Genomic DNA, 25,765 nt, shown 5'->3' on the forward strand with positions numbered 1-25,765 from the left:
CGAAGGCATGTTCCAACGATATAGCGGTGTGTAACAGTTAATCCTCGCTAGCAGGAGAAGGTGCGCCCCATGAGCTACAAATCCGACATCGAAATCGCCCGTGAGGCCAAGAAGCGGCCGATTCAGGAAATTGGTGCCAAGCTGGGCATCGATTCCGAACATCTGCTGCCCTATGGCCATGACAAGGCCAAGGTCAGCCAAGAGTTCATCAACAGCGTTCAGGGCAACAAGAACGGCAAGCTGATCCTGGTTACGGCGATCAATCCGACGCCTGCGGGCGAAGGCAAGACCACCACGACCGTGGGTCTTGGTGACGGGCTTAACCGGATCGGCAAGAAGGCTGCAATCTGCATCCGCGAGGCCTCGCTTGGGCCCTGTTTTGGTATGAAGGGCGGAGCCGCTGGTGGTGGATACGCGCAGGTCGTGCCGATGGAAGAGATGAACCTGCATTTCACCGGCGATTTTCATGCGATTACGTCGGCCCACAATCTGCTGACGGCGATGATCGACAATCACATCTATTGGGGTAATGAGTTGGAGATCGATGAACGGCGCATCACCTGGCGCCGTGTCATGGACATGAACGACCGGGCGCTGCGCGATATTGTCGTCTCGCTTGGGGGGGTGGCCAATGGGTTTGCCCGTCAGACCGGGTTTGATATCACCGTGGCGTCCGAAGTGATGGCCATTCTTTGCCTCGCAACCAGTTTGCAGGATTTGCAACGCCGGTTGGGCAACATCATTGTGGCCTATACCCGCGAGCGCAAAGCGATCTATTGCCGGGATATTGGCGCCGATGGCGCGATGACTGTGCTTTTGAAAGATGCGATGCAACCCAATCTGGTGCAGACGCTGGAAAACAACCCTGCCTTTGTGCATGGTGGCCCATTTGCCAATATCGCGCATGGCTGTAACTCGGTTATCGCGACGACCACGGCACTCAAGACGGCCGATTATGTGGTCACTGAGGCCGGTTTTGGTGCCGATCTGGGGGCCGAGAAGTTCATGAACATCAAATGTCGCAAGGCCGGTCTGGCGCCTGATTGCGTTGTGTTGGTGGCGACTGTTCGGGCGATGAAGATGAACGGCGGTGTTGCCAAAGCCGATCTTGGCGCCGAAAGCGTTCAGGCCGTGAAGGATGGTTGCGCAAACCTTGGGCGTCACATCGGCAACCTCAAGGCGTTTGGTGTTCCGGTGGTGGTGGCGATTAACCATTTTGTGAGCGACACCGAAGCGGAAGTGCAGGCGGTGAAGGATTATGTCGTTGCGCAGGGTTCAGAAGCGATCCTCTGCCGTCATTGGGAATTGGGGAGTGAAGGCACGCAGGAACTTGCCACCCGCGTGGCCGAGATTGCCGATGCCGGGGTGTCGCAATTTGCGCCGCTCTACCGTGATGAAATGAGCCTGTTCGAGAAAATCGAGACCATAGCCAAGCGCATCTATCGCGCAGACGAGGTTCTTGCCGACAAGAAAATCCGTGATCAGCTGCGCCAATGGGAAGAAGATGGATACGGTCACTTACCGGTCTGCATGGCGAAAACCCAATACAGCTTTTCGACCGATCCCAACTTGCGCGGCGCGCCCATAGGGCACAGCGTTCCGGTTCGCGAAGTGCGGCTCAGTGCGGGTGCCGGGTTTGTCGTTGTCATCTGCGGTGAGATCATGACGATGCCGGGCTTGCCGCGCAAACCTGCCGCTCTCGAAATTGGTCTGAACGACAATGGCGAAATCGAAGGCCTGTTTTGAACTTCCAAGTGGGTTGACACCCGCCCGCCGGGCGGCATGTAAGGTGGGTGCAACGCACCTTTCTGGAAAGGAAAACGAATGACGGCTCAGATCATTGACGGCAAAGCTTTTGCGGCCACCGTGCGCGAGAAAGTGGCGGGGCATGTCGCCCGGTTGAAGCAGGATCACGCGATCACGCCAGGGCTGGCGGTTGTTTTGGTCGGAGAAGATCCGGCGAGCCAAGTTTATGTCCGCTCAAAGGGGAAGCAAACCGTTGAAGTTGGTATGAATTCCTATGAACACAAGCTTGACGCCGACACCTCTGAGGAAGATCTGCTGGCGTTGATCAACAAGTTGAACGCTGATCCGGCGGTTCATGGTATTCTGGTGCAGCTTCCGCTTCCGGGGCATCTCGACGAAGCGCTGGTGATCAATTCAGTTGCACCGGAAAAGGATGTCGATGGTTTTCACATCTCCAATGTCGGCCTGTTGGCGACCGGACAGAAATCCATGGTGCCTTGCACGCCGTTGGGGTGCCTGATGATGCTGCGTGAACATCATGGCTCGCTTTCAGGGCTTGATGCCGTTGTCATTGGGCGCTCAAACATTGTTGGCAAGCCGATGGCACAACTTCTGCTGGGTGATAGTTGCACTGTGACGATTGCTCATTCGCGCACCAAAGACCTGCCTGATGTTGTGCGCCGTGCCGATATTGTTGTGGCCGCCGTAGGGCGCCCCGAGATGGTACCGGGGGACTGGATCAAGCCGGGCGCCACCGTGATCGACGTGGGTATTAATCGCGTCGATGCGCCGGAAAAGGGCGAAGGCAAAACCCGCCTTGTGGGGGATTGCGAGTTTGAAAGCTGTGCAAAAGTGGCCGGAGCGATCACGCCGGTGCCTGGGGGTGTCGGGCCGATGACCATCGCTTGCTTGCTGGCCAATACGGTCACGGCCTGTTGCCGCGCGAATGGGCTGAGCGAGCCAGAAGGGCTGACCGCCTGACGCTGGCCCTTGCGTGATTATTCTGTCTTCCCAATCGTTTGAATGTTGCGCGAGCGGCTAACGCGGCATGGGAATGGGAGCCGGAAAGGGGCCCGTCAGCACTGCCAGCGCCTCTTCGCGCATCAGGTTCGAGAGCACCGCGTCATGGGCGTGCAACCCGCCCGTGTAGGTGCCAAACGCTGGCAGGATGACCCGGTCGTCGTCTATCAGGAAACAGGGGCGCGTGATGCTGCCGCCTTTCGTGCTCAGCCGTGCCTTTGGGTGGTAATGGCCGGAAATTTCACCCGATTGCGTGTCTTGCGCAATGTGGCGAAACAACAGGGGATGCAACGGCAGTTCGGCCAGATGTGTGCCGCCGATATCGAGCGGCCCGGGGTCGTGATTGCCCGCGATCCAGACCCAGCGGCGTCCGGCCTGTAACCGTGCGATCCATAGCTGTTCTTGTTCTGATAGAGAGGAAACCGCTTCGCGATCGTCGAAGGTATCGCCAAGACACACAACGGTTTCAGCGCGCGTTGCAGCCAACTCGGCATCGAGGCGCGAGAGCGTGTCGTGAGTTTCATAAGGAGGCAGGGAGGCCCCCCCGCGCCGCGCAATGCGCTCGGCTTTGCCCAAATGAAGGTCGGACACGCAAAGCAGCTTGCGGGCTTCCCAATAAAGAGCGCCCGAGCCGCGCGCTTCGAGATTGACGCCTGACAGGGTAAATCGATAACCGTTCATGTGTTTGGTTTGCGGCGTATGGTCTTGTATTGCAAGCGGTAATCCGGTTTCGGCCAGATGTGCAAGCGTCGATTTATTGCTTGTCTGTCCCTCGGGCCAGCCCCGCCGCTTGCATCAGGCGTTCGGTTTCTTCCCTGAGCAATCGTTCTTCGGCTGCACCTTTGACGGGCACCTTGCCGATCTCAAGGAAAAGAGGAGCGGCCAGCGGTGTGACGCGGTCGAGACGTAGGGTATCGGTGTGGTCCTGCACGCGAGCGGCCAGTTTTTCGATCCGGGCAAAATCAACCAACCCACGCATTGCCTCGATCCGGGTGATTGCCATCAGTACGTGATCGGGGTCGTATTTCAGCAAGGTGTCATAGAGAATATCGGAGGAAAAAGTCGCCTGCCGTCCGGTCTTGCGTTGGCCCGGGAGATTGCGCTCGATCAGCCCTGCGATGGTTGCGACGCCGCGAAATGTGCGCTTCATCACGGCGTTGCCCGCCAGCCAGCCATCGAGGCCGTCGCGCAGGGCCGTGATGTCGAAAAGCGGCGCAGCGTCAAATACCGGATCGAGCCCCCAGATCAGCGTTGCATAGTCGGTGGCGACGAAACCGAGCGGGGCAAGCCCCGTGTCCTCCATACGTTTGGTAAGCAGAATCCCCAGTGTTTGCTGGGCATTGCGACCGGCGAAACCATAGATGCAGATGTGTTCGCGCCCGTCGTGGGGGAAGCTTTCGACCAACAGTCGGTCGGGCGAGGGAAGACGGGAAACGCGGCGTTGCAGGTGCAGCCAATCACGGGTGTGAACGGGTAGGTCCGGCCAGTCGTCTTGGGCGAACATTCGCAGAATGCGCTGGGATAACTGGGTGGATGTGGAGAACTTTGTGCCCGAGAAAACCGCGACCTTGGGCGCGCGCCCCTTGTCGTGCGAGACCTCGACGGTCATTTCTCTAAGCCCTTCATATCGAACGATTTTACCGCCCATCAAGAAGGTGTCGCCCGACGTCAGAGACGCGGCAAAGGCCTCTTCGACCTCGCCCAGGGCGGGGCCGCGTCCGCGCAGGCGAACCTTCAACAAATCGGCATCCTGAATGGTGCCGATGTTCATGCGTATGCGGGCCGCCGCGCGGGGATCGCGCAGCTGCCATGTTTCGTCACGCGCGATCAGACGCTGCCAGCGATCATAGGCGCGAAAGGCATAACCGCCGGTGGCGACGAAATCGAGGCAGGCGTCGAAATCGGGGCGGGTCAGCGCGGCGTATGGGCCGGCTGTGAGGATTTCCGAAAAGAGTTGATCAGAGGTAAACGGCCCGTTGCAGGCAACGATCAGGATATGTTGGCACAAAACGTCGAGCGGGCCGGGGCCGCGCGGGTCGCCATCAAGGTCGTTTTCACGCGCTGCTTCGAGCGCGGCGCGGCATTCGACCACCTCGAAGCGGTTGGCGGGCACCAAGAGCGCCTTGGAGGGGGCGTTGTAGCGGTGATTTGCGCGTCCGATGCGTTGGACCAGACGTTTGACATTCTTGGGCGCGCCGACCTGCACGACGAGATCGACATCGCCCCAATCGAGCCCGAGATCAAGGCTTCCGGTGCAGACGATGGCGCGCAATTCTCCGCGCACCATGGCTGCCTCGACTTTCTCTCGCTGGGCGCGGTCGAGAGAGCCGTGATGGATTCCGATGGGCAGTGCATCATCATTGGCAAGCCACAGATTATGAAAGAAAATTTCCGCCTGTGCGCGCGTGTTGTGAAAGATCAGCGTGGTGCGATGCGCCTTTACCTGCTCTAATATCGCGGGGATGGCATAAGCCGCGCCACCACCCGACCAAGGAGGCGCCTCTTGGGTATCGAGCATGGCGATCTGGGGGGGCGGACCGGGGTCGGCCATAAGGATCGGACAGGGATCAGGGTGGCGCGCGAGGAAGGTGGCGATGGCGCCGGGATCATCGACCGTGGCCGAGAGGCCGACGCGACGCAGGCCGGGTGCGAGGACCTGTAAGCGCGACAGGGCGAGCATCAGTTGATCGCCACGTTTGGACTCGGCCAGGGCGTGGATTTCATCGACGATAACCCGTTGTAATCCCGCGAAAATATGGGCTGCATCCGGGTAAGAGATCAGCAGCGCGAGGCTTTCGGGGGTGGTCAGCAGAATATGAGGAGGGTCGGCGCGCTGGGCCTTCTTGCGGGTGGCGGTGGTATCGCCGGTGCGATCGTCAATGCGGATCGGAAGTTGCATCTCTTCGACGGGCGCGTGCAGGTTGCGTTTGATGTCTGATGCGAGCGCCTTTAGCGGGGAAATATAGAGCGTATGCAAGCCCTTAGCGGGGGCATCGCCCAATTCGGCAAGGCTGGGAAGGAAGCCCGCGAGGGTCTTGCCGCCGCCGGTGGGCGCGATCAGAAGCTGCGCTGGATCGCCAGAGCGGGCGAGCATTTCAAGCTGATGCGGATGGGGCGACCATCCGCGGGCGGCAAACCATTTCGCGATGGGGGCGGGCAGGGGGTGCATCCCCTATCTTTAGAGAAGCTTGGCCCATCGTGCGAGAGGGTTAATGGCACGGAATGCGTCGAATCGGGGGGGTGACTCGTGTCTGACTCCCGGCTGTCACGCGGCTGCCGGGGAGCGGGGGTTTTGTTAACAGAAATTAAGTTAATGCGGTGTTCGGCCGGTTGAATTGTGCAGCGCAAGCATCTCGCCGGGACTCAATGTGCAGACGACGGGCCGTCGTCTGCATTGATCGGGTAAGTTATTTCACGATCTTTTCGTTTTTGACAAACATGTTGGCCCATGCGCGATCAATCAGTTCGGGCGACATTTTGTAGGGTATACCCTCAAAATCGCAAACCGCGATCATCTGATCGATCAGGAAGATCGGCTGGTAGTTGGCATAAACGTTCTTGATGGTCGGGTATTTCACCTTGAGCAGGTGAATCAACGCGGCTTCGTCAAGTTCTATGCCGCGCTTGCGCGCCACCATGGCGAAGATCTTGAGGAAGTCTTCCTGATTGGGACCGTCGATCTTGATCTTGAAGAAGATCCGGCGCAGGGCCGCTTGGTCAAAAATCTCGTTCGGGTGGAAGTTGGTCGAGAAGATGACAAGTGTGTCGAACGGCACCTCGAATTTCTCGCCTGATTGCAGCGCCAGGATGTCCTTGTTTTCTTCCAGCGGCACAATCCAGCGGTTGACCAGCGCCTGGGGCGGTTCCTGTTGGCGGCCCAAGTCATCGACGATGAAGATGCCGCCGGTCGATTTCAGCTGAAGCGGGGCCTGATAGGTGCGCGCGGTCGGGTTGTAGACCAGATCGAGCATGTCGAGGGTCAGTTCGCCGCCGGTGATGACGGTGGGGCGGTCGCAGCGCACATAGCGCGTGTCGAAGGTGGTGCGGCGGCGCAGGGAATTGGGATCGTCGGTTTCCTGCTCGGCGGCGGAATGCACGATGGGGTCATAGACCGTAATCACCTGCCCGGAATATTCGATGGCGCGCGGCACATAGATCTTGTCGCCCATGGCATCGCGGATGCCGTTGGAGATCGAGGATTTACCGTTACCCGGCGGGCCATACATCAGGATCGAGCGGCCAGCCCCGACAGCCGGGCCAAGATGGTCGAGCAGTTCGCCCGGCAGCACCAGATGGCCCATCGCGCCGACCAGTTGTTCGCGAGTGATCTGGATATTGCGGATTGATTGGCGCTTGATCTGTTCGCGATACACATCAAGCGGCACAGGCATGGCACCGAAATATTCGGATTGGGCGAGAGCATCGAGCGCGCGCGCCTTGCCGGCATCGGTGAGCTGATAGCCCATTTCGCCACCTGCGCTGGCATTGAGCGTGCCGGTGGCCTCGAACAGGCGCTGTTCGCGGCCGATATCGACCAGTTCCTGGGTCACCTGTCGGGGCAGGCAGATGGCCTTGGCCATCTCTGTGACCTCGCTCACGTTCTTGCGAAAGACGGTTTTCAGCAGGATGTCGCGCATCATGATGACGGGAAGATTCATCTCTTCGATCGTGCGCGGCGGCGGCGGGGCCATAACGGCATTGGGCTGCATGTTCATCGCAATACGCCTGTTCTTAACTCGGGGTTTCGGCGCGATGGTTTGCGCCTGGCTGCTCGGGTGCGCATTTTGCGCTTATGCACGGCAGTTTACCGTGAATGCGCGTCACGCCCAAACAAATTCCGTTCACTGGGCATATTGGCCCCAGAAAGTGCAGAATTGATGGAATTAGGGGCCAGATTAAGGACGGACCCAAGGAAAGTTCGCGGCGCAACTGTGGCGATGGCGCCGGTTTGGGCCGCGCGCCCAGCTTTCGCGGCCACTATGATCCGTAATAGAGGCCCAATCCGATGTAGGTGGCCAAAGTGCCACCAAGGGCAAGACCCATCGGGAAATCCCAGCCGCGGTTCCAGCTTTCCCATCCGGGCGCCAGTTGACGCAAGGGGCTGTGGCGGGCCAGACGGTGGGTCACGAAGGCAGCCAGCAAGTTGGCGGCAAAGAGAGGCAGGATCAACCGGATGTCGCCGCCAGCAATGAAGGGCGCGGCGGCGGCGGCGAATTTGGCGTCTCCGGCACCGATCATGCCCGCCGCGTTCATGATGATACCGATAAGCAGAACAATCACCAGATGCGAGAGACGCCACGCATAGTCAGGCAAAGGCATCAGAAAAAGCCCCAGCACGACAAAGACCAGCGCGAGCGCCATCACCGATTTGTTGGGAATGCGCATGGTGGCCATGTCGGACCACGCCGCCCAAGCGCAAATCGGCCAGACGAAAGGTGCAAACCACATCGCCGAAAGCTGGGTGATCTCCATCGGCCTACCCGGATCAGTTGGCTACGTTCGATTCCAGCGCGCGCAGCGAGCGCACGGCGGCTTCGAAATGCTGCGGGTGGGTGTCGATGGCTTCGCGCAGCAGGCCCTTGCCGATTTCGACATCGCCCTGCTTGATCGCAGAGAGCCCGAGCGTGTGCAAAAGCTGTGCGCGCTCTGACTGGGTCATCGTGATGACCGGCAGGTTATAGTTGCGCTGAGCGCCACGGGCGAGAACCATGTTGTTCTTGGCGGTAAACAGCGTCTTGTCGTTCTTGACCGCATCGCCGAACAACCGCTCGGCTTCGGTGAAGTCGCCGCGCGTGAGCTTGGAATAGCCCCAGTTGTTCATCACACCGGCGGGGCGGGTCGTCAGCCCGACGGCGATTTCATAGAAGCTGTCGGCCTTCTTCCATTCCTTGTTGGAGTCCGCGACCATGGCTTCCAGGCGGTAGCGTTTGAAGGTTTCATGGGTGGGCGGCACCTTGTTGAGTGTCGCCTCGGCGCCCTTCCAGTCTCCGGCGCGGATCTGGGCGTCGGCCAGATCAACCCGGTCATCCTCGGTGGCGTCTTTCATTTTCGTCAGCTTTTCATAGGCCACAACGCCTTCGGTCGCGCGTTTGGCGCGGATCAGGGATTGTGCCAAGCCGCGCTGAAGATCGGCGCGCTCGGGCTGATCGCTGCTGGCACGCTGAAAATAAACGACTGCTTCGTTGGGGTCAGCCACGGTGAGCATGATGTCGTTGAGATTACTCTCGTCCACGACGTTCACGTTCTGCAAGGCGCGGTCAACGTTCCCGTTCGCCGATTTGTCACATGCGGTCAGAAAAACCGCACCCGACAGGCACAGGGTTAATATCTTGAGATGGCGCATTTGCCTGCGTCCTTTTACTGCCTCAGCCTCATTTTTCTTATGGTATCTGACGTATCAGGAAGTCGCTGCTTCCCCGCCGTACCAATTTATAGTCTTGCTCTTGATCATCATCATACGCAGGAGTTTCGATTTTTGCGAGTGCCAAGCGCAAATTATCGCGAATTGAGTCACTTTCGCCATTGTCGAGCGCATAGGCGCGGCGAAACACCTGTTCGGCCTCGGAAAAATTGCGCTGTTCCATCAGCACAACGCCGAGATTGTTCCAGTTTTCGGGAATGGATGGATCGGTCTTGATCGCGCGGCGCAAGAGCTTTTCCGCCTGCCCAAGTCGGCCGAGCCCGAGATTGGCGCTGCCGAGTGCCGAAATCACATCGACAGTCAAACCATGTTCGGCGGCGGCGCGGGTATAGGCCTGCAAGGCCAGTTCATGTTCGCCCGCATCCATCAGGCGATGCCCGACGACCAGACCATCCACAGCGGCCGCATTGTTTTTTGCACCGGGCGCAAACGGGCTGTCTTGTGCCGGGCCCAATGGCGCGGAACACGCAACTAACAGCGCAAATGAAAATAGAGAAAATACCGCCCGTGGCATTGCTTGGCTCGATAGGTTGTTTTTTTATCGTTGTGTTGAGTGAGCCATACGGGAAAATCGCAAAATACACGAGAAATTAGGTCGGTCCGGCGGATTTTTCACGCCGGACCGCTACTCGTTTGCATCAGTTGCCGATGGCACCGAGCTGGGAAATGCCATGAACCGATGGGCCGACAAGGATGATCAGCAACGGCGGAACCGTCAACATCATCGTTGCCAGCGTCATCTTGGTTGGCAGCTTGTTGGCAGCTTCTTCGGCCCGCATCACCCGCTTGTCGCGCATTTCGCCAGCGTAGACGCGCAGCGCGTCGGAGATCGGCGTGCCGAAGGATTGCGACTGGTTCAACACGGTCACAAAGCTTGACACATCCTGCACGCCACAGCGTTCTGACATGTCGTTGAGCACTGAAGGTTTGTCCTTGCCGGCCTTGATCTCATGCGCGACCATTTCGAATTCGTCGGCAAGCGAGGGGTAGGACGCGCGGATTTCGCTCGCCACCTTGATGATCGCCTGATCCATCGACTGCCCCGCTTCGACGCAAACCAGCATCATGTCGAGGGAGTCGGGGAAACCGTTGGTGATTTCTTCCTGACGTGAAGCCTGGCGTTTGTTGACCCAATACTTCGGGAGCATGTAACCCGCAGCACCGGGGCCGAGAATATACATCAACGTCTGCTGCGTCGTGACATCGGTGCCCGATTTGACCAGGATGAAATAGATCACCCCGACGATCAGAAAACCGATACCGAGCGCGAATTGGGAGAAGTGGTAATAGCGCACGGCATCGCGGTCACGATACCCCGCCTGCATCAGCTTGAGCTTGATGCCAGCCAGTTCTTCTTCGCTTTGTGGTTCGAGGAAGGTGGCGTATTTTTCCAGCTTGTCGTTACGCTGTTTCGCGCGCAGCTTTTCTTTCACATCCTGGGATGATTTATGCGCGTTGTTGCTCTTCTTGAGCTTGTCCAGCGGGTCTTCCTGTTTTGTCAGGAAGAGCGGCAGGGTGAGCAGGATCATCACCACGCCCAGAAAGCCGACCGCGATCAGTGGTCCCATCGGACCGAGCATGTCGGTCAGGAATTTGTAGAGTGCGTCCATTGTGCGTGCCCTCCGCTCAGACTTTGATGTTCGTGAGCCAGCGCATCACGATGAGGTTGAGTGCCAGGAAACCGCCAACAAAGAGACATGCCGGTATGAACCAGGGGTGTTCCATGACGTCGTCGTAATAGTGCGGGTCCAGGAGCATGATTGCGATCAGGGCAATAACCGGGAAGCCCGACAGGAACTTGCCCGACCATTGCGCCTCGGCGGTGATAGCCTTGACGCGCCGGAACAGGCGGAAGCGGGCGCGGATCACGGCGGCGAGGCCGGCCAGAATCTCGGCCAGGTTACCACCTGATTGCTGCTGAATCGTCACGGCAACCGCGAGGAAACGCAAATCCTGAAGGCCAATGCGTTCGGCCATGTCCTTGAGCGCTTCGCCCATGTCGCGACCATAGGCGCTTTCGTCGGCGATGATGCCGAATTCAGAGGCCAGCGGGTCTTTCACCTCTTTCGAGACGATTTGAATCGCCGAAGAGAAGGGGTGCCCGACGCGCAGGCTGCGCACCATCAATTCAACCGCATCGGGAAGCTGTTCCTCGATCATCGCAAGGCGTTTCTTGGCTTTGCCGCTGACCCAGAAATAGACGCCGCCAACCCCCATTGCCACAGCGATCACCGCGCGGATTTCCACGGCGGTTTCGGTGCCCACGGTCAGCCCGATAAAGGCCAGGCCCGAAAGACCGACCATGATCATCATGAGTTGTGCCGGTGAGAAGGCAATCGCGGCCTTCTGAGCCTTGTCGGCGAGCAGGGAATAGAGCGGAATTTTCCGCGATTTCATGTGCTGGTGCATCTCCTTGCGGAGTTTTTCCATCACTTCTTCGCGGTTGGTGCCTTTTTCCAGCATCTCCAGCCGACGGTTGACCCGGCTGTTGAGCGAAATCGACTTGCCGAAAACCGTGAGATAGAGACCTTCGACCAGCACAAGCACGCCGATGAAGATCAAGCCATAGATAAGTGGTTCTGCACTGATGGACATGAGCTTTACTCCGCTGCCATGGTGGGTTCAAAGATTGCGGGCGGCAAATCATAACCCCAAAGGCGGAAGCGTTCGGAGAAGTGCGAACGCACGCCTGTGGCTGTGTAGTGGCCGATGATCTTGTTGTCTGGTGTCAGGCCGACGCGCTGAAAGCGGAAAATTTCCTGCATCGAGATCACATCGCCTTCCATGCCGGTAATTTCGGTAATTGATGTCATCCGACGCGAGCCATCCTGAAGGCGCGACGCCTGCACGATGAGGTTCACAGCCGAGGAAATCTGTGAGCGCACCGCCTTGAGCGGCATTTCCATCCCGGCCATGGCGATCATGTTTTCCAGACGGCTGATGCCGTCGCGCGCGTTGTTGGCGTGAATCGTGGTCATCGAACCATCGTGGCCGGTGTTCATGGCCTGAAGCATGTCGATGACTTCTTCGCCACGCGTTTCGCCGACGATGATGCGATCAGGGCGCATCCGAAGGGCGTTTTTCAGACAGTCGCGCGGGCTGACCTCGCCTTTGCCTTCGACGTTGGGTGGGCGGCTTTCCATTCGACCGACATGGGTCTGCTGGAGTTGAAGTTCCGCCGTGTCTTCGATCGTCAGGATGCGTTCGTCGTCAGCGATGAAGGACGAAAGAGCGTTGAGGGTTGTCGTTTTACCCGAGCCTGTCCCGCCCGAGACGATGACGTTGAGACGGCAGGCCACGGCGGCCTGGAGGTAGGCGGCCATTTCCTCGGAAAAGGCGCCGAAATTGATCAGATCGTCGATTCCGAGCTTGTCTTTCTTGAATTTCCGGATCGAGACCAGCGAGCCATCCACCGCAACCGGCGGCACCATTGCGTTGAAACGCGAGCCGTCTTGCAAGCGCGCATCGACATAGGGGTTTGATTCATCAACGCGCCGACCCACGGCCGAGACGATCTTGTCGATGATCCGCATCAGGTGCTTTTCATCTTTGAAGGTGATGTCGCTCAGTTGGAGTTTGCCGTCACGTTCGACAAAGATTTGCTTGGGGCCGTTGACCAGAATATCGTTGACTGAATCGTCGGCCAGCAGGGTTTCAAGCGGCCCGAGCCCTTTGACTTCGTCGTAGAGTTCCTTGTTGAGCTGATTGCGGTCCTCGCGGTTCAGCACCATGGCCTTCTGGTTGAGAACCTCGGTGGTGATCTCGTTGATCTCGGCGCGCAGATCCGCCTCGCTTGCGGTGTCGAGCGCGGCCAGGTTGAGGTTTTCCAAGAGCTCGCGGTGCAGTTCGAGCTTCAGCTCACCCATACGCTCCTTGCGCTTTTGTTCCTTGTCTTCATTCGCGGCGCGCGCGGGTTGTTTCGGCGAGGGGCGGCGCAGCGAGACCACCGAATCCGGTGTCGGCTCGGGCGCCTTGGCCTGCTGCAACTGGGTGACATTTCCGCCCCGTTTTGCGGGTTTGGCCTGTCCGTCGTTTTTCTTGTAGCGCGAAAACATTTGGCTCTATCCTTTGTTTCGGGTCGGGTCTCAGGCCGCTTCGGCCTCGTTGCGACCAATCTCGTGCAAGCTCTGGGCCAGTTTTGCGATCTCGCGGCGCAGCGGATTCTTTGCCGCTGAACTGGCCAGCGGCAATCCGTGATCCGCAGCCTGGGTGACGGGCTTGCCGCCATCGGGCAATTGCAGCTCGACCGAGATATCTAGGCTTTCGCTCAGCCGTTTGACCCGCGATTTGCCATTCAGATCGGTGAATTTCGGCGCACGGTTCAGCACATAGCGCATTTTTTCAAAAGGCAGTTCCTCGGCCTGCAACGCACGTTTGAGCCGCAGGGTGTTCTGGGCCGAACGCATGTCGAGTTCGAGCGTGGCGAAATAGACATGCGCCGCGTTCAGAATTACTTCGCTCCACTGAACCAGAGTCGACGGCATGTCGACGATCACATAGTCGAAATGGCTTTTGGCCATGTCGATGATCGCGGTCACATCTTCGGAGGTGATCAAATCAAGCGGCAGCATTTCGGTCGGTGCCGTCAGAACGCTCAGCTTTTCTTCGAAAACCACAAGCGCCTGTTTGAACACGTCGCTATCCATGGTGTCGGTATTGGTGAGCATTTCATAGACCGCTTCACGGCGGGGCAGGTCGAGATAGGTCGAGACCGCCCCGAATTGCAGGTCGAGATCAAGCAGGCAGACGCGTGGCGGGTCGGTCTTGGTGATCGTGGCCAGCTCCCAGGCCAGATTCACCGCCAGCGTGGTCGCACCGGTACCACCGGCAAGGCCGTGTACGGCGATGATCACACCATCGTGCTTGCCCGGACCCGAGCTTTTGGACGGTCCGGCGGGAGCCGCAGCAACGGGCGCGGGGGCTTCGGGTGTATTCAGACGCTCGATTGCCGCCGCCAATTCGTTTTCAGGCAGCGGGTAGGGGATGAATTCATCCGCCCCGTGTCGCAACAACTGGTGCAGCGCTGCCGGGCTCACATCTTCGGCGATCAGGATCACCTTGATGCCCTTGTCTTTGGCCGCCTCGATGATCTCTCCCAGCATGACGAGCTTTTCTTCGTCGCTTTCGTCAATCGCGATGGCGACAAAGACCAGGGATTCCGCTTCGGGTTGGCCGAAAAAGGCTTTCGCTTCGGCAAATCCAAGATCACCCCAGTTTTCGCCCAGAGCTGTCTCCATGTCTTCGATCAACAGGTCGAAATTCTGCACATCCCGGCTGATCGTGCAGGCTTGAAGCGGGCTTAGATCCCCCTGCAGAAGCTCTTTACTGGTCATTGCCTCAGTCCTTTTTGATACGGGCCGCAAAGGCGGCCTGTGCGACGGGAGAAATGGTGTCGCAACAAGCCCGGACCCGGTGGCCGCTTGTCGCGAGCACATTTATTCCATTGAAGCTAATCTCACGCGAAACTGGGGCAACATTAGGGCTAAAAAGCCGAAATTATGCGGAATCTTGCGACGGTGAGGTGGCATATGCGCCGCGAAATTCATCGCCAGAGGCCAGCAGGGCAGGGGCGCGAGGCGGTGTCCGGCTCGGACATAATTGAATCATATTGTCGAGAGGGACCAGAAAACAGGATCTGCAAAAACTTGGGGCGCCCGAAAGCGCCCCGCTGTCTTATTGCTTTGCCAGTGCCGTAGGTATCGTCGAGGGGGGAACCGCGCTGGCGACATATTCGCGATAGATGATGGCGGCATATTTGCCGTCCAGGACGCTGGGATGGTTGCGCACGAAGCCCGAAACTTCGGTCACGGTGCGCCGATTGCGACGATCGCGCCCCTCGGTGGCGATGATCGGTTGGGTTTCGCCGAAAGAAGCCACTGCCTCGAGTCGTGAGCGGCTGATTCCCTGGCTTGTGAGGTATGCGACGACCGCATTGGCGCGACGTAGGCCCAGACGCTTGTTATAGGCGTTCGAACCAGGCGCATCGGCATGGCCATAGACCCGGAACCGGACCTCGGGGAACTGACGGATCCAAATCGCCTGTTGGCGAAGGGTATCGCGAGACCCAGCGTCCAACATCGCTGAATCAAAGGCGAAATTGACCGTAGATGGGACTTCCTGAGCAAATCGGCTGGCCAGGCTGTAAACATAACTGCGTTCGCCTGACATGATTTGCGTGTTGTTCATCGTGGCGTTACCGAAGTAGCCATCGTCGATGTTTGCCCCGGCTTCCCGGAAGAAGGATTGTCCGCCGGGGGTGTCCGCCGCGCAGGCGGTCAGCGCAACCAGGCTGATTGGTGCAATCAGTTTCAACATGTGCTTGTGCCCCCGCATTCGCATCAATCCATTACATAGCCATAAGAGCCGGTGAAGTCCTGTTTGGCAACTTCTCCGGCTGCACCGCGGGTTGGGCGGTTGCTGTTACGGGAAACCTTGCCATTCAGGAAGAGATCTTTCTCAGAAGGTGGGCGCACCCGATCGGTGGGCAGGGCCAGAGCTTCGCCGCGTGTCGGTGTGACGAGATGTGCGGTAATGATGATCACCAACTCGGATTGCGACCGCTGATAGCTTGCCGAGCGGAAAAGAGCGCCCAGAACCGGTACGTCGCCGAGCCACGGCACCTGGCCGTTCAGGTCTTGGAAGTCATCCTGCAAGAGGCCGGCGATGGCAAAGCTTTCGCCGTCGCGCATTTCCACTGTCGTCGATGTTTCGCGGCGCTTGAAGGCGCTGATCTGAAAGTTGTTATAGGTGGCCGAGTTGGTCGGATCGAGCGACGATACCGCCGCCCTCAGCTCGAGGTTGATCAAATCACCATCGACAACCCTTGGTGTGAACTTCAGCTCGATACCAAAGGGTTTGAATTCGACGCTGACCGCGCCGTTATCCTGGCTGATCGGGATCGGATATTCGCCACCAGCCAGAAAATTCGCTTCCTGACCCGAAAGGGCGGTCAGGTTCGGTTCGGCCAGAGTGCGAACAACGCCTTTGCTTTCAAGAGCTTCCAGCAATACGCCGACTTCGACGGCACCGGCGTTGAAGCCGAAGACCATCGCGCCGTTGTTTTCGGATATGCTTGGGATCGCGCCGCCCAGAGAGGTGGCAACGGCGCCCGAGTTGTTATTGGTGTTGGTGCCGCCGTTCACGCCCAGACCACCGCCGAACATATTGCCGTTCAGGGCCAGCGATGTGGAAAGTGATTTCGATACGGAACGCTGCATCTCGGCAAAGCGCACCTTCAGCATCACTTGTTGCACGCCGCCCACGCTCATCAGGTTCGACACCCGTTCGGGGGCGTAGCGTTCTGCGAGATCAAGCGCGCGTTGCAGTTTTTGCGTCGAGGAAATGGTACCCGAGAGCACGATGCCATCGTTGGCGGTGCGCACTTCGACCTGTTCGCCGGGCAGAATTTGCCTCAGGCGTTCCTTGAATTCGGAAATATCCGGTGCGACACGTACATCCACGTTGGTGATCAGCTGGCCATTTGCGTCCAGCAGAGTCAGCGTGGTCATACCGGGCGACTTGCCCAGCACATAGATGCTGCGGTCGCTTAGCGATGAGATGTCTGCAATCGAAGGATTGGCGATCGAAAGCTCTGCAAAAGGTACATCGCTTTCCACGACAACGGCGCGATTCATCGGCACGTTGAGGGAGGAGGATGCACCGCGTTTGACAACGCGCAGAGTGTCGGCAGTGCCAACCTCTGGCACATGTGCCAGTCCGATCGTCAGCCCCAGTAGGGCCGCAGTTAGAAATCTGCTCTTTTTCATTGTGACCTGCCTCTCCGATCACGCCTCGTTGTGGGTCTTGATGCCCATATTTTCAAAGACCATGCGTCATTTTAGGTTTTTTTGCAAGAATCAATGGCTTCTGTCTGTCTGTTTATGTGGATAACCCGCAACAGAATGCGTCTTGACGTCTGGATGCAGGAAGGGGGGCATCATGCCCCCCTTGCGCTATCTTATTGATTAAACGAGCGGTTATCCGCTCAGTTCGTGCAGGGAATCGGGATTTCCACCACGTCGGCACCACGGCGAGTACGGATCGTGCAGATCTCTTTTTGCTCGGGCGCGGGGGCAGGAGCCTCGGCCTGTGCGATGCCCAGAAGGGTGTTTTGGTCAATCTCGATATCCTCGGCAACGGTGTCATCTTCGGACCCCTGGAGCGAGAGGGAAAGGCGACCAGTGGTCTGTGCCTGGGCCAGCCCGGCAACCTGATGCGGCTTGACCGAGACTGTCACGGTGCGCGCAATGGTGGCATTGGGGCTGTCGACATTTGCCGATTGGTCGATTGCCACGATCTGCACTCCGGTCTCGATCAACTTGGTGATCTCGCCGCGTGAATTGCCGTTCTGGCTCATGACCTCGCCGGTCCAGTAGACATCGACCTTGTGACCAGGGCGCAGGAAGCCCGAGACGCCGGAAGACACATCGACCTTGATGGCAAAGGCACGCATGCCGCGCTCGAGCAGGGCGGTGATTCCGGCGATTTCGCCTGGGTTGGTCACTTTCACTGCGGTGATCGCTTCGTTGGTTTCGATCGCCCGCAGCATCACGCGGTCTTCACCGGGCACCGGAAACAGCTGTTCGGCGGTATAGAACACACCCTCGGGCTGAAGCCGCGTCGGCCATTTGACCTTGCGCACGTTTTCCTTGGAAAGTATGTCGCCATATTTCATGGGTTTGCTTGCAACAAAAATCTCGACGGTATCAATCATTCCGCCATTGGCCGCTTCTAGACGCGCCACTTTTGCCTCATAGGTGGAAAACTGATTTTTGATCATATAGACGGCAAAACCGGCCAGACCAAGGCCGACGATCAGGACAAGTCCGAATACAGCTCGCATGGTGCTCCCTTTCTCTGATCTGTTGACCCCGGATGGTTTCCGGGGCGCGCGACGATGTCATCGCGACTGCTCACCGATCTTCCTGACATGTGAATATGTCGAAAAGGGGGAGATCCTTGGGAGCGTTTGTGATTTTTGGTCCTGCGGGGCAGGGGTGGATGCGGCAGCGAGTGAGTTGGCACAAATGCCAAAGGTCCGTCTTTGCAGACGGACGAATGAGATTTTTTGTGACCCTTCAAAAAACCGGCCAGATACGAAGTGCAAGATGCCTGGCTCAGAAGGTGACGCTTTCGAGTTTGCTCACCGTGGTGGCGTTGACGTCGTCTCTTGCTTCCACAATCAGGTAAAAGCTGCTGGCCGCGAGCATGATGACAGAAGCCGTGAGAACAACCCAGTCAACAGTAACCGCACCGGAATCGTCGGGTAGAAAGCGTTGGAACACATTCTTCATGTCGGTCTCCCTGGCGCAGCGTGTTTGCGAATGTAACTGAAATCCCGCATGAAAAAGGTTCTGATAAAAACGGGAAACAATTGGTTTCTCTTTGGTGTCGAGTGGCCGCACCGTCCGGGGTGCGGCCACTGATATCCTGGTATCAGCTGATGCTGAAACCTAGCCTATTATTCGGTCGGGCCAGTGCCCATGTGCGTGGCAGTGTTGTCCACGATGGTCTCGGTGGTGTCGGCAATCGTGGTGATTGCGGCAACTGCGAGGCCAACAACGGCTGCGGTCAGAACGACCCAGTCAACTGTTACGGCGCCGTCTTCGTCATTGCGGAAGTTTTTGATAAAGTTCATCATGGTGTGTCCCTCCAAAGGATCAGTTTGCATAAACACCTTGGCAGCAACTCGATGGACCGTTTCTCTCTCTTTGGCCCGTCGCCGTCTTGGTATGAACATATATAGCCAGCGAATTCGGGCAGGAATTGGGCGCGATTTTAGCGATTCATGTATATTTTCGCGGCATAGAGGCGGTTTCCTTTAACTATTTGATAACAAACTAGAAAAACCTTTAAAAATATTGATTTACCCGAGTTATCGGGGCTTTTCATAGGTTAAGGAGTGGTAAATGTGGCAGCATTTCCGAGGATTTTGCCTGTCTCGCTGGTTTGGAAAGCGGATTTCTGCGATAAATCACCTTAATGAAAACCCGAGGCAGGGCAGATCGCAAACATGCGGCGGATTATTGTAGCAATGGCAGCAGCCCTGATCGGGGCGGCACCGGGATTGGCAGATGCGCCCAAGCCCTTTCAGGATTTTACATTCAAGAAAGTCGGCCCCCCCAAGAAGGGGACGGCCACGAAACGCATCACCGTTTACGTCACGCCCGAAGATATGGCGCGGCAGAATCCCAATCTGGCACGCAAAGCGGAACCGGGCGTTGATACAGAACCCGGTTCCGACCCTGATTCGGCCAAGCCGACGCCCAAGGATCGCCCGGGGCAATATGCCTGGTTCTGGGACATCATCTCGCCCACACTTGATCAGAGCGGGCCGGGGCGGCTTGAGTTGGCGCTGAACCGGATTGCCAATCCGCCAGGCGGGCAGAGGGGTGTGTTGTCGCCCCGCTTGCAGGGCTTGCAGGATATAGCGCGGCTGCGCGGGGCCGATATTTTGCGCGCTACCATCGGGACAGAGGTTTCCCCGGCGCTGGTGCTGGCGGTGATTGCGGTCGAATCCAGCGGCAAGACGGATGCGGTTTCAACTGCGGGGGCGCAGGGGCTGATGCAGCTGATGCCCGCCACAGCGGCGCGGTTTGGCGTGACGGATGTCAACCTGCCCAGTGATAACATCAAGGGCGGTGTCGCGTTTCTCGATTATCTGATGAAGGAATTTGACAGAGACCCGATTCTGGTTCTGGCGGGTTATAATGCCGGGGAAGGTGCGGTGCGCAGCCATGGCGGCGTGCCACCCTTTGCGGAAACCCGCGATTATGTGCCCAAGGTTCTCGCGGCGTTCCATACGGCGCGCGGCTTGTGTCTGACCCAGCCGATGCTGGTGAGTGATGGCTGTGTCTTTAATGTGAAGCTCGCGCAGGGTGATTGAGCGCGCGGGTTTATGGGAAGGACAAAAAGAAAGGCCCTGAGCGATTTGCCAGGGCCTTTGCTTGCATAGAGATGAGCCGTGATCAGACGATCGTGGCCTTGGTCGCAGCGATCATGTCTTCGCGGGTCACGCCCGGCGCCAGTTCAACGATGCTGAGGCCATTTTCACCAACTTCAAGCACGCCAAGGTCGGAGATTATCATATCGACCACGCCCTTGCCGGTGAGCGGCAGAGTGCATTCCTTGAGCACTTTGCTTTCACCATGCTTGCTGGTGTGATCCATCACCACGATAACGCGGCCGACACCGGCCACAAGATCCATGGCACCCCCCATGCCCTTGACCAGCTTGCCGGGGATCATCCAGTTGGCCAGATCGCCGTTTTCGGCCACTTCCATTGCACCAAGGATCGCCATGGCGATCTTGCCGCCGCGGATCATGCCGAAGCTCTGGGCGCTGTCGAAATACGAGGTGGTGGGCAGTTCGGTGATGGTTTGTTTGCCGGCATTGATCAGATCGGCGTCTTCATCGCCCTCAACCGGGAAGGGGCCCATGCCGAGCATGCCGTTTTCCGATTGCAAGGTTACGGTCATGCCGTCGGGGATATAGTTTGATACCAGCGTCGGAATACCGATGCCGAGGTTCACATACATGCCGTCTTCGAGTTCTTGCGCGGCACGCGCGGCCATTTGATTGCGGTCCCAGGGCATGTTTCAGCCTCCTTTTTCGTCGATGTTCTTGGCGATCCGGCGCAGAGAGGCGGCATTGAGCTCCGCCGCTTCGAGCTGGATCATGGCTGTGGCAAGTTGCACCACGAGCAGCGATTGGTCTTGTGTGGATTCGATGCCGAAAGCATCCAGCACCATGCGCTTGGCGCGATGCACATAATCAGCGGTGCGTTCCTCGATCAGGTCGGCACGGCGTCTCAGGGCGTCTTCGCGGTCCATCGGTGTCTCCTGCTCAGGCCGCAGGCCGGGTGGTGCGCTGCTCGATCCGTTTCTCGTGCTCGCCCTGGATCAGACGGTGCACATAGATGCCGGGCAGGTGAATGTTGTCGGGGTCAAGTTCGCCGGGTTGGACGATTTCTTCGACTTCCATGATGCAGACCTTACCACACATCGCGGCGGGCGGATTGAAGTTGCGCGCGGTCTTGCGGAAAATCGCATTGCCGGTGGTGTCGGCTTTCCAGGCTTTGACGATGGCGAGGTCGGCAAAGATGCCTTTTTCGAGGATATAGGTTTCGCCGTCGAAATCCTTGTGCTCTTTGCCCTCGGCAATCACGGTTCCGACACCAGTCTTGGTGTAAAATCCGGGAATGCCCGCGCCGCCAGCGCGCATACGTTCGGCCAGCGTGCCTTGGGGGTTGAATTCAAGCTCAAGCTCGCCCGAGAGGTACTGACGCATGAATTCGGCGTTTTCACCAACATAGGATGAGATCATCTTTTTGACCTGTTTGGTCTGCAACAGGATGCCGATGCCGAAATCATCAACGCCCGCGTTGTTGGACGCAAAAGTCAGGTCTTTGGCGCCGTTCTGCTTGATCGCTTCAAGCAGAAGTTCAGGGATGCCGCACAGGCCAAACCCGCCTGCGGCGATCAACATTCCGTCCCGCAACACGCCATCGAGCGCCGCTGCCGCAGATGAATACACTTTTTTCATGGAAAGCTCCTATCCGGTCTTCGCGCTCGTATGTGACGCCACCGCGATGCGGAGTCAACAATTGAGCAGGCCGCAGGCATGAATACCTGCGGCCTTTGATACGGTGAAGCCTGATAAGGTCAGATGACGCGGACTTGCGTGCCAATCGGTGTGATCGCAAAAAGTTCTTCGATCTTCTCATTATAGAGACCGATGCAACCGTCTGACGACTTGCGCCCGATCTTGCGCGTGTCATGGGTGCCGTGGATGATATAGGCGGGCCAGTCGAGATACATCGCATGGCTGCCGAGCGGGTTGTCCGGGCCGGGGCCCATCGGTTTCCAATCGGGGAAACGCTCTCTCATCGATGCGGTCGGGGTCCAGCTTGGGCCGACTTTCTTACGCACGATTTTGGTATAGCCGCGCTTGGTCAGCTCATCCGTGCGCGGCACGGACGTGGGATAGAGGCGATAGTCGCCATCCTTTGACCAATAATGCAGGGCGCGCGAAACGGTATCGCAGAGAATTGCAGCCTCTCCGAGGGTCTCAAAGTGGTCGTTCCAGTCCTGCGCGCGGAAGGAGGATGCGTTGCGGCGGGTGACTTCCGCAACTTCTTCATCATCGGCAGTCACGATTTGCGCGTGTGCCAGAGTGGGGAGAAGGGTTGTGGCGCCCGCCCCATAGATGAATCCGCGCCGTGTTGTGCTCCAGTTTGCCATAAATCTACTCCTGATCGACTTTTGACGCAGGGCTAGCAGTTTGGCCCGATCAAAGGCCAATCACATCTGTGTGTCAGAATGTTTTGTGCGGAAAGGCGCGGCCAAAGGGTTACTCCTTGGCCGCTGCCTTCTTGGGTGCCGCCTTTTTGGGCGCCGCTTTCTTCTTGGCTGCGGGTTTTTTAGCCGCTGCCTTTTTCTTGGGTGCTGCCTTCTTGCGTCCGCCCGATTTGCTGGCCTTCGCTGCGATCAACTCCACGGCCATGTCCATGGTCACATCCGCAGGTTCGGTCCCGTCGGGGAGAGTCGCGTTGACCTTATCCCACTTCACATAGGGGCCATAGCGCCCATCAAGCACATTGACCGGACCGCCGTTTTCGGGATGTTCGCCCAATTCCTTGAGCGGTTTGGCGGCAGCGCGGCTGCCACGTCGGCCCGGATTGGCGCGTTTCTCGGCCAAAAGCTCGACCGCGCGGTTCATGCCCAGCTCAAAAACGTCATTGGGGTCTTTGAGGTTGGCATAGGTCGGTTTGGCGTCATCCGGTAGCTTGTGCATGACGTAGGGGCCAAAGCGCCCGAAATTGGTGGTGATCATGCCACCTTCGGGATGTTCGCCAATTTGGCGCGGCAAACTCAGCAGGGTGAGCGCCTTTTCGAGGTCCATTGCATCCTTGTCCCAGCCCTTGGGCAGGGAGGCGCGCGGTGGCTTCTTGTTCTCTGGTGTTGGCTCACCACGTTGCACGTAGGGGCCAAAGCGCCCGGCCTTGAGCCAGATTTCGTCGCCCGCATCTTCGCCCAGCAGGCGCTCATCGCCCTCGGCCCCTTCGCCCGCGATGGGGCGGGTATAGGTGCATTCAGGATAGTTGCCACAACCGACAAAACCACCGGTGCGCGAGGATTTGAGGTGCAACTGCCCGGTGCCGCATTTCGGGCAGACGCGTGGATCGCTGCCGTCTTCGCGCGGCGGGTAAAGCTGATCCGAAAGGGCTTCATCCAGCACGTCGAGCACCTGAGAGATGCGCAATTCAGAGGTTTCGGCAATGGCGGCCGAGAAATCCTGCCAGAAACGTTTGAGCACGTTCTTGTAGTCGCGGTTGCCCGCGCTAACGTCGTCAAGTTCGGATTCCAGATTGGCGGTAAACTCGTAACCGACGTAGTTGCGGAAGAAATTGAGCAGGAAGATCGTGACGATCCGGCCCTTGTCTTCGGGGATCAGGCGGTTCTTGTCCTTGCGGACATATTCGCGCTCCTGAATCGTGGTGACAATGCTGGCATAGGTCGAGGGGCGGCCGATGCCGAGTTCTTCCATGCGTTTGACCAATGTCGCCTCGGTATAGCGCGGCGGTGGTTGGGTGAAATGCTGCTCAGGATCGACGGCGGTTTTCTTGGCGGCTTCGCCCTGCATGATCTGGGGCAGGCGTTTGTCGTCGTCATCGACCACCTGATCGTCGCGTCCTTCTTCATAGACGGCCATGAAGCCGTCAAACAAGACAACCTGACCGGTGGCGCGCAGGCCAACCTGACCGTCTTGGCTGCCCACATCCACGGTGGTGCGCTCAAGACGTGCGCTTTCCATCTGACAGGCCAGCGTGCGTTTCCAGATCAGATCATAGAGCTTGCGCTGATCCTCTTCCTTGAGCTTCAGACTGGTGGCATCGGCCTCCATATCGGTGGGACGGATACATTCGTGCGCTTCTTGCGCGTTCTTGGCCTTGTTCTTGTAGATGCGCGGGCTGGCGGGGACGTATTCCTTGCCATAACGCTTGCCAATCGCGTCGCGCGCGGCGGTGACGGCTTCGGGCGCCATGTCGATGCCATCGGTTCTCATATAAGTAATGTGACCCGCCTCATAGAGACGCTGGGCGGTGCTCATGCACTGGCGCGCACCCATGCCGAATTTGCGGCTGGCTTCTTGTTGCAGGGTCGATGTCATGAAGGGTGGGCTGGGATTGCGCGTGGCCGGTTTGGCCTCAACCGACGTAATGCTGAGGTCGCGGCTGTTGATTGCCTGCACGGCCAATTCAGCCTGCGTCGCGTTTTCGATATCGAATTTATCGAGCTTCTTGCCCGCCAGAACGGTGAGACGCGCCTCGTATTCCTTGCCGCGCGGGGTTTGCAGGATCGCCTTGACGCTCCAGTATTCACGCGGGTTGAACGCCTCGATCTCCATTTCGCGCTCGACGATGAGGCGCAGGCAGACCGATTGCACACGACCCGCCGAACGTGCGCCGGGCAGTTTGCGCCAGAGCACCGGGCTGAGATTGAAGCCGACAAGATAATCAAGCGCGCGGCGTGCGAGGTAGGCATCAACCAGGGGTTGGTCGATCTCGCGCGGGTTTTTCATTGCTTCGGTGACGGCGGATTTGGTGATGGCGTTGAACACAACGCGGCTGACATGGCTGTCTTTCTTCAGCGCGCGGCGTTTTCTGAGCGCTTCTTCAAGATGCCAGCTGATCGCTTCGCCTTCGCGGTCGGGGTCAGTTGCGAGAATGAGGTCGGGGTCATCTTTCAGCGCATCGGCGATGGCTTTCATATGGCTGCGCGAATCCGCGCCAACCTCCCACTTCATTTCGAAGTCATTTTCGGTGTCGACCGAGCCATCCTTGGGCGGCAGGTCACGGACATGCCCGTAGGACGCGAGAACGACGTAATCCTTGCCAAGATACTTGTTGATGGTTTTGGCCTTGGCCGGAGATTCGACGACAACAACTGGCATGAAATTCCTTTCGACTCGACCGCGTCACACTGGCGGCGGAACATGGGCGGGGGATGGGGGTATTGTCAATGCGATGTGAATAAAGGAACCTTGCGCAGAGGTTTCAGGAGCGCAACGACTGTGCCTGAATGCCAGTTTATGGGAATATATGGAAGGGCTCTGCCATGTTTCGCCCCGTCATTTTAGCACTCGTCTTCTGCGCCAGTGCGCTGCGTGCTGACTTTGTCGAACCGGCGCGCGGCACGGCGGTGCGCGCGGCGTTGATGGACGCACTTCGCCCGCATGTTGAATGGCAGCTTGGTAAACCGGTCGAATTTGTTGTCCATGATCTGCGGCTGGCCGAGAATCAGGGGCTGCCAGATACGGTGGGATTCGCCTCTCTTAGCGCGCAGCGACCGGGCGGCGCGGCCATTGATTACCGCCAGACGCCGGGCTATGAGCGCGGCCATATCGACCCCGACTTCATGGACGGGATGACCGTGCAGGCGCTTTACCGCAAGGTGGGCGATACCTGGGTGGCGGTGCATTGGGCGATTGGCGCCACGGATGTCTGGTACGCCGACAATGCATTCTGCGAAGAATATTTTGCGGTGATTCCTGAATTTTGTGCAGGTTGAAGCCTGC

The 25,765-nt window shown here is 58.2% G+C and carries 24 protein-coding genes; 4 read left to right on the forward strand and 20 right to left on the reverse strand.

The genetic code is table 11. The features are described from left to right. Nucleotides 1-69: 69 nt before the first annotated feature. Complete coding sequence (locus LZG00_06690; protein ID MCF3593682.1) at nucleotides 70-1,746, forward strand: formate--tetrahydrofolate ligase; 1,677 nt, start codon at nucleotides 70-72, stop codon at nucleotides 1,744-1,746. Between the two features lie 78 nt (nucleotides 1,747-1,824). Beyond that, the gene (gene folD, locus LZG00_06695) at nucleotides 1,825-2,727 is read left to right on the forward strand and encodes a bifunctional methylenetetrahydrofolate dehydrogenase/methenyltetrahydrofolate cyclohydrolase FolD (GenBank protein ID MCF3593683.1); all 903 of its coding nucleotides are present in this window, start codon (nucleotides 1,825-1,827) and stop codon (nucleotides 2,725-2,727) included. 57 nt (nucleotides 2,728-2,784) lie between these two features. Here the strand turns inward: folD and pdeM are convergent, their stop codons facing one another. The 15 genes from pdeM to LZG00_06770 all read right to left on the reverse strand — a co-directional run bounded on the left by pdeM (nucleotide 2,785) and on the right by LZG00_06770 (nucleotide 18,827). Continuing rightward, a complete protein-coding gene (gene pdeM / locus LZG00_06700; GenBank protein MCF3593684.1) occupies nucleotides 2,785-3,447 on the reverse strand; it encodes a ligase-associated DNA damage response endonuclease PdeM in 663 nt (220 codons plus the stop codon). Nucleotides 3,448-3,520: 73 nt separating this feature from the next. Beyond that, entirely contained in the window at nucleotides 3,521-5,935 is a 2,415-nt protein-coding gene (locus LZG00_06705) for a ligase-associated DNA damage response DEXH box helicase (GenBank protein ID MCF3593685.1), read from the reverse strand. Nucleotides 5,936-6,173: 238 nt separating this feature from the next. Beyond that, nucleotides 6,174-7,481 carry an ATPase gene (locus tag LZG00_06710; GenBank protein MCF3593686.1) on the reverse strand — a complete coding sequence of 436 codons (1,308 nt, stop codon included), beginning with the start codon at nucleotides 7,479-7,481 and terminating at the stop codon, nucleotides 6,174-6,176. A gap of 262 nt (nucleotides 7,482-7,743) precedes the next feature. After that, on the reverse strand, nucleotides 7,744-8,238 hold the full coding sequence (locus LZG00_06715; protein MCF3593687.1) for a prepilin peptidase: 495 nt from the start codon (nucleotides 8,236-8,238) through the stop codon (nucleotides 7,744-7,746). Between the two features lie 13 nt (nucleotides 8,239-8,251). Further along, entirely contained in the window at nucleotides 8,252-9,109 is an 858-nt protein-coding gene (locus LZG00_06720) for a hypothetical protein (GenBank protein ID MCF3593688.1), read from the reverse strand. A 37-nt stretch (nucleotides 9,110-9,146) separates the two neighbouring features. Then, nucleotides 9,147-9,701, reverse strand: a complete 555-nt coding sequence (locus LZG00_06725; protein MCF3593689.1) for a tetratricopeptide repeat protein — start codon at nucleotides 9,699-9,701, stop codon at nucleotides 9,147-9,149. A gap of 124 nt (nucleotides 9,702-9,825) precedes the next feature. Next, a complete protein-coding gene (locus LZG00_06730) occupies nucleotides 9,826-10,797 on the reverse strand; it encodes a type II secretion system F family protein (protein MCF3593690.1) in 972 nt (323 codons plus the stop codon). Nucleotides 10,798-10,813: 16 nt separating this feature from the next. Continuing rightward, nucleotides 10,814-11,782 (reverse strand): type II secretion system F family protein, encoded by a 969-nt coding sequence (locus tag LZG00_06735; protein ID MCF3593691.1) that lies wholly within the window; start codon nucleotides 11,780-11,782, stop codon nucleotides 10,814-10,816. 5 nt (nucleotides 11,783-11,787) lie between these two features. Beyond that, on the reverse strand, nucleotides 11,788-13,242 hold the full coding sequence (locus LZG00_06740; protein MCF3593692.1) for a CpaF family protein: 1,455 nt from the start codon (nucleotides 13,240-13,242) through the stop codon (nucleotides 11,788-11,790). Nucleotides 13,243-13,272: 30 nt separating this feature from the next. Further along, a complete protein-coding gene (locus LZG00_06745) occupies nucleotides 13,273-14,520 on the reverse strand; it encodes an AAA family ATPase (GenBank protein ID MCF3593693.1) in 1,248 nt (415 codons plus the stop codon). 340 nt (nucleotides 14,521-14,860) lie between these two features. After that, nucleotides 14,861-15,502 (reverse strand): OmpA family protein, encoded by a 642-nt coding sequence (locus LZG00_06750; GenBank protein ID MCF3593694.1) that lies wholly within the window; start codon nucleotides 15,500-15,502, stop codon nucleotides 14,861-14,863. Between the two features lie 23 nt (nucleotides 15,503-15,525). Further along, nucleotides 15,526-16,953 carry a type II and III secretion system protein family protein gene (locus LZG00_06755; protein ID MCF3593695.1) on the reverse strand — a complete coding sequence of 476 codons (1,428 nt, stop codon included), beginning with the start codon at nucleotides 16,951-16,953 and terminating at the stop codon, nucleotides 15,526-15,528. A gap of 218 nt (nucleotides 16,954-17,171) precedes the next feature. Next, a complete protein-coding gene (gene cpaB / locus LZG00_06760; GenBank protein MCF3593696.1) occupies nucleotides 17,172-18,029 on the reverse strand; it encodes a Flp pilus assembly protein CpaB in 858 nt (285 codons plus the stop codon). A gap of 274 nt (nucleotides 18,030-18,303) precedes the next feature. Next, entirely contained in the window at nucleotides 18,304-18,480 is a 177-nt protein-coding gene (locus LZG00_06765) for a hypothetical protein (GenBank protein ID MCF3593697.1), read from the reverse strand. Nucleotides 18,481-18,647: 167 nt separating this feature from the next. Beyond that, nucleotides 18,648-18,827 carry a hypothetical protein gene (locus LZG00_06770; GenBank protein ID MCF3593698.1) on the reverse strand — a complete coding sequence of 60 codons (180 nt, stop codon included), beginning with the start codon at nucleotides 18,825-18,827 and terminating at the stop codon, nucleotides 18,648-18,650. A 372-nt stretch (nucleotides 18,828-19,199) separates the two neighbouring features. Between LZG00_06770 and LZG00_06775 the strand changes: the two genes are divergently transcribed. Next, nucleotides 19,200-20,072 carry a lytic transglycosylase domain-containing protein gene (locus tag LZG00_06775; protein ID MCF3593699.1) on the forward strand — a complete coding sequence of 291 codons (873 nt, stop codon included), beginning with the start codon at nucleotides 19,200-19,202 and terminating at the stop codon, nucleotides 20,070-20,072. A gap of 82 nt (nucleotides 20,073-20,154) precedes the next feature. On the opposite strand, the gene LZG00_06780 is transcribed toward LZG00_06775, so the two are convergent. The 5 genes from LZG00_06780 to topA form a co-directional block, all read right to left on the reverse strand. Continuing rightward, a complete protein-coding gene (locus LZG00_06780; GenBank protein MCF3593700.1) occupies nucleotides 20,155-20,781 on the reverse strand; it encodes a CoA transferase subunit B in 627 nt (208 codons plus the stop codon). Nucleotides 20,782-20,784: 3 nt separating this feature from the next. Next, the gene (locus LZG00_06785) at nucleotides 20,785-21,018 is read right to left on the reverse strand and encodes a hypothetical protein (protein MCF3593701.1); all 234 of its coding nucleotides are present in this window, start codon (nucleotides 21,016-21,018) and stop codon (nucleotides 20,785-20,787) included. 13 nt (nucleotides 21,019-21,031) lie between these two features. Next, the gene (locus LZG00_06790; protein MCF3593702.1) at nucleotides 21,032-21,730 is read right to left on the reverse strand and encodes a CoA transferase subunit A; all 699 of its coding nucleotides are present in this window, start codon (nucleotides 21,728-21,730) and stop codon (nucleotides 21,032-21,034) included. A gap of 119 nt (nucleotides 21,731-21,849) precedes the next feature. Continuing rightward, nucleotides 21,850-22,428: a L,D-transpeptidase gene (locus tag LZG00_06795; protein MCF3593703.1), complete on the reverse strand. Its 579-nt coding sequence runs from the start codon at nucleotides 22,426-22,428 to the stop codon at nucleotides 21,850-21,852. 109 nt (nucleotides 22,429-22,537) lie between these two features. Then, a complete protein-coding gene (gene topA, locus LZG00_06800) occupies nucleotides 22,538-25,141 on the reverse strand; it encodes a type I DNA topoisomerase (GenBank protein MCF3593704.1) in 2,604 nt (867 codons plus the stop codon). A 164-nt stretch (nucleotides 25,142-25,305) separates the two neighbouring features. Between topA and LZG00_06805 the strand changes: the two genes are divergently transcribed. Further along, nucleotides 25,306-25,758 (forward strand): hypothetical protein, encoded by a 453-nt coding sequence (locus LZG00_06805; GenBank protein MCF3593705.1) that lies wholly within the window; start codon nucleotides 25,306-25,308, stop codon nucleotides 25,756-25,758. Nucleotides 25,759-25,765: the final 7 nt, after the last annotated feature.

The organism is Rhodobacteraceae bacterium LMO-JJ12 (assembly GCA_021555075.1).
In the GTDB taxonomy this organism is placed as follows: domain Bacteria; phylum Pseudomonadota; class Alphaproteobacteria; order Rhodobacterales; family Rhodobacteraceae; genus JAKGBX01.